Origin of the sequence: Paenibacillus sp. GM2, from assembly GCF_900069005.2 — a bacterium.
Classification (GTDB): Bacteria; Bacillota; Bacilli; order Paenibacillales; family Paenibacillaceae; genus Fontibacillus.
Genome location: NZ_LN831277.1, coordinates 66,615 through 71,202 on the forward strand (window position 1 = coordinate 66,615; position 4,588 = coordinate 71,202).

Annotated in this window: 5 protein-coding genes, 1 rRNA gene and 1 other annotated feature (1 of these 7 running past the window's edge); of the genes, 1 reads left to right on the plus strand and 5 read right to left on the minus strand. The window is 45.6% G+C overall.

Annotation, left to right across the window (positions count from 1 at the left end):
* Positions 1-577, minus strand: a 577-nt coding sequence (locus BN1360_RS03885; protein WP_476445251.1) for an aminotransferase class I/II-fold pyridoxal phosphate-dependent enzyme, incomplete at its 3' end; no start/stop codon positions are given.
* A 193-nt stretch (positions 578-770) separates the two neighbouring features.
* The gene (locus BN1360_RS03890) at positions 771-956 is read right to left on the minus strand and encodes a sigma factor G inhibitor Gin (protein ID WP_068778589.1); all 186 of its coding nucleotides are present in this window, start codon (positions 954-956) and stop codon (positions 771-773) included.
* A 218-nt stretch (positions 957-1,174) separates the two neighbouring features.
* Here BN1360_RS03890 and BN1360_RS03895 point away from each other — a divergent pair, with 218 nt between their 5' ends.
* Entirely contained in the window at positions 1,175-1,696 is a 522-nt protein-coding gene (locus BN1360_RS03895) for a hypothetical protein (protein WP_068778590.1), read from the plus strand.
* A gap of 111 nt (positions 1,697-1,807) precedes the next feature.
* Here BN1360_RS03895 and BN1360_RS03900 read toward each other — a convergent pair whose 3' ends face one another.
* From BN1360_RS03900 to rrf, 3 genes are all read right to left on the minus strand, one after another.
* Positions 1,808-2,233 carry a hypothetical protein gene (locus BN1360_RS03900; RefSeq protein ID WP_068778591.1) on the minus strand — a complete coding sequence of 142 codons (426 nt, stop codon included), beginning with the start codon at positions 2,231-2,233 and terminating at the stop codon, positions 1,808-1,810.
* Positions 2,234-2,422: 189 nt separating this feature from the next.
* Entirely contained in the window at positions 2,423-3,592 is a 1,170-nt protein-coding gene (locus BN1360_RS03905) for a PdaC/SigV domain-containing protein (RefSeq protein WP_082789924.1), read from the minus strand.
* Positions 3,593-3,975: 383 nt separating this feature from the next.
* A 5S ribosomal RNA gene (rrf, locus tag BN1360_RS03910) occupies positions 3,976-4,092 on the minus strand.
* A gap of 60 nt (positions 4,093-4,152) precedes the next feature.
* Positions 4,153-4,588, minus strand: a sequence feature (23S ribosomal RNA rRNA prediction is too short); it runs 385 nt beyond the window's last position.

Sequence of the window (4,588 nt, forward strand, 5' to 3'; positions counted from 1 at the left end):
CGTGGCATAGCTGCGCTAACGGCTGCAGCTGGGTCCCCATCCCGTAATAGTTCGGGTGCGTAACGAGCAGCCCCTTGGCGCCGGGATAGCGGCGCAGGGCCTCACGCACCGTCTCCACGGACGGGATGGTGGCCAGGCCACTCGCCGCGTCAAGCTGCGGCGAGAGGAACACAGCGTTCGCGCCAGCAAGCATTAATCCGTGAATTACGGATTTATGGACATTGCGCTGAACGAGCAGCACATCGCCTGGAGCGGTGCACACGCTCAGGATCAAAGCCAGGTTGCCGACCGTACTGCCGCCAACCAGGAAGAATGTCTCTGCGGCGCCGAAATACTCCGCCGCAAGCTGCTGCGCCTCCAATATCACTCCCTCGGGATGATGCAGATCATCCGTCCCTGTAATTTCCGTCGCATCGATTTTCATGACTCCTGCCAGAGCCATCTCCTCATTGATATCCCATATATCCAAATAGGCTTGTCCGTCCTTATGGCCTGGCACATGGAAGGAAGCGTCCTTCCGCTTCCGGTAATGAACCAGCGCTTCATACAACGGGGCCCGTGGCTTATGCTCCGCCATCGCTATAATCTATTCCTTCCTGTTACGTTTGCTCTTGCTGTTCTTTTGCTCCATTTTACCGCTTAATTGCCTGACAGGGCAACATAAAAGGACCCGTCATCGTTCAGATCAGGTCCTCTTTAAGTACTTTTTAGGCAGTAGTCCGGCATCAATCTTCTGTTTATAATGTAATTGAAGGATATAAAAGGAGTAACTAGGCATTTCTCTGCATCCAGATTTGCTTCATTTGATGAATAAAGAAATGATATTTCTCTTCCTGCACATCCGTATGGACCATCTCTGATTCACAAGCATCACATATAAATTCTGATACGATATGAATGCCGTCTTTCTTGGTCTCTCCACAGATGATACACGTATTTCCGGTAAGCTCATTCATATGCGATCCCACCTTGTTCGTTTTACTACCAGTATGATACATATTCTATTATTTTAAACCCTTTCATAGTTAGATTCCTACTTTATATATATGCGGGAGCCCTGATGACTGTGTTTGTACGTAAACAAATCTTAATTATTTCTGCTTTCATCCGATATATTAATCATGGATTTAGATTTTTTTAGTTCTATTGACAAAAAGGAGGGTCGTCCACGCTCATGCCCGCGGAGTCCGGAAGCGCAACCTTTTATAATTACAAGCTTCTCAGAAGAATTGCCATCCCCAAGGCCCTGATTGGAGGCTTATCCACGCTTCCCTTCATTTGGCTATTGGCTGAAATAGTATTCATCTCATGGACAAGTATATTTACTTTCTTGCTGGCGTTATTTATCGTCTTGTGGATCCAATTCGTTATTACTCGTTCTGTCCTTATTATCATTAGCCACTCTTATAAGAAACGCTGGCATTTCAAAATGCGTCTGCCATGGATCGGATATCTGCCGGAGCAATTCGTCAGCTATTCAACATTCCGCCGTACCCAGCATTATGCCACCTGGATTGGAGGCTGTATCATCGCCATTCTCATCCCTTGGTCACCAGTTTCCTTTATCATGGCCTTATTATTCTGGCATCTCTGGTTTTTGGCCCCAAGGCTGATTATTCTGATCCGCTTCCGCAAGCAGCCCCGTGACGGAATCATTAAGCTGACTCCTCAGGATGCTTCCTACTATATGCCTTAACCTAATTCATATAAATCCAAACCAATGAAAAAGCCTGTCACCCATTGAACTACCCGGGGACAGGCTATTTTTATGCATGACTACAAAATACTACTACTGATTATTCCTTGATTATGAACCGCTATCCAAGCCTTGAACGACAGCTCTACTTTCTCTCTTGGGAACGAGTACGGTAAAGCTATTATTATAAATTGTTAGCTGCACGGTTAATTTGTCTTTCTCGTAGACGGTTGTTGTGCCCTTACTTTCCTCAGCCTTCTCCATCCAGCCCCATTCTTTGATAATCTTCTGATAGGCCTCTGGTACACCCTTATCCTCATTCAGGCCAGACAAGGAATAATGGGCATAGTCCATCTTCGAGTTATTGGGCGCAGTCTCCACCCGATTGGCCTCCTTCGGAACCGGGAAGCTCTTCTCCACCGATGCTCCGACGAAAGTCGTCCAGGAAGGCTCAGAGGAACCGCAGCCAGTAATGACAAACAACATTAGGATCGTTCCCAACAGATAGAAGGAATATCTCGCTTTCTTTTGCCACATCAAATATTCCTCCTTACCCAGAATTATTTAAAATGATTCTTTCTTCACCCGGATCATTCATGAAGCAGGTTCAATTTCCTGAGTAATAAGGCACCAATATAATTATAACGATAGTCCTATATTTGTCGGTAACAAAAAGGTTACATTAGTTATTCTAAGATTATTGTTATATTTACTCTATTCTATTCCTTAAATGACCAAATAGGCTGTTTTTTTAGGGAATATCGCCTTTAATGAGAATGGGAATTCAGGAAATCCGGCTGCATACGGCGTATACTCATAGACCTGGAAGAAGATTTTTAAAGCCTCTTCCCCTTGCTGCAGATAGAAATCCGGCTGACTGCCCAGCGCAACGAAACCTCCAAAATAATCCGGCAGCTTCAGAAAGTCCGCCTTGATTTGTTCATTTAAGGGGCTTAGATCCTGTTCTCCCGGCCCGAATAAGTCTTCCAGAGATATCTGACTTCCATCGCTCAAAGAGAACGTGTAGGCCTTGCGATAAGGCATTCCATGAGCTCCTCCGGTATAGACATGCTGCTGCGTCAGCAAACTGAGAATACCATCCTTATTATAAGTAACGATAAAACTGCTGGAATATTGATAATCGATGCTAATCTTATTCTGACCTTGGCTTTGGCGATCCTCGTTCCTCTCCCGCAAACTCTTCTCTATTTCTTCTCTGAACCGATCCGCATCGCTTCTCAGAACCTCATTGATCGCCTTCTCTGCCTTATCATTATCGATTCCTGTCACTTCCGGATATTTCAGATGAATCGAAGCCTGATCACTCTCTTGATCAAAAGCCTTAACATATATTCCTAACGTATTCTCCTTGACACTCAGCACGTTAAGCTTCTTGGCAGCCAGGCTCCAATCTCCTTGGTATCCCAAGTAGTTCTTCACAACTTGAAAAGGGATATACAAATGCCCTTCTATGCTACGGCCGCTGTCCTTAAGATAGAAGCCATTGATATCAACCGATTCCCCATATTCAGATACCACAATGTTCAATTGCCGATAATCTTGCCCAACGGAATAAGTATGAGTCTCCTTATTGTAACTTAGAGGCAGACCAAGTCCATCGCGCAAAAAGGTGATAGGCACCCAGGTCTTCCCCTCAATCCATAACCCTTCATGTCCGGTAATGATCCCATTCGCCTTCAATACAATCTTCGTATAAGTCGTATTCGTGTCTTCAGTTCCTATGTTAGCTGAACTATGATTAGCCTGACCTGGCTGAGCGTTGTCTACCGATCCCTGATCAGCCGCATAACCTATCCCCTGCATCGGTAAAATACCTCCCAATAGAACGCCGACTGCCAAGGCTATAGCCACTCTTCTCATTCGTAATCCAAACATTTGATTCTTCTCTCCCTTGAATAAAATAGATCTCTGTCTCTATCCAACATAGCTATTGTATTCAATTATTGTACAAAATGGATGACAAAGCCCATTACATTTCTTTAGCACTTATGACCAAAAATTTACAGTTTATTAACCAAAATGAGTACCCCTCACCGCTTTCCTCATGAAATATAGTAAATATTGCCTTATCACAAAAAATATTAAACCAAACCAAGCGCAGAAAATGCAAGGATACAAGTCATACCCCAGCCCTACTCAGGAACGTTACAAATAATTATCCACCCTGCCGATTATTTAAACCCAAGGGCTTTCATCCTAATTGCAATTTAGCAATGAAATAAAAAAACCACCACCGATTATCGGCAGTGGTTCTTATCGCTTGGCGGCTTCCTACTCTCCCAGGACCCTTCGGTCCAAGTACCATCGGCGCTAGAGGGCTTAACGGTCGTGTTCGGGATGGGTACGTGTGGAACCCCTCCGCCATCGCCACCAAACGTTCAAGGTTAATCCTTGAAAACTGGATACGAAACTTATTTTGCATATTTAGATGTTTTTTGGATAAGCCCTCGACCGATTAGTACCTGTCAGCTCCATACATTGCTGCACTTCCACCTCAGGCCTATCAACCTCGTCGTCTTCAAGGGGTCTTACTCGTTGGGAAATCTCATCTTGAGGGGGGCTTCACGCTTAGATGCTTTCAGCGCTTATCCCTTCCGCACTTAGCTACCCAGCTATGCTCCTGGCGGAACAACTGGTACACCAGCGGTGCGTCCATCCCGGTCCTCTCGTACTAAGGACAGCTCCTCTCAAATTTCCTACGCCCACGACAGATAGGGACCGAACTGTCTCACGACGTTCTGAACCCAGCTCGCGTACCGCTTTAATGGGCGAACAGCCCAACCCTTGGGACCTACTTCAGCCCCAGGATGCGATGAGCCGACATCGAGGTGCCAAACCTCCCCGTCGATGTGGACTCTTGGGGGAGATAAG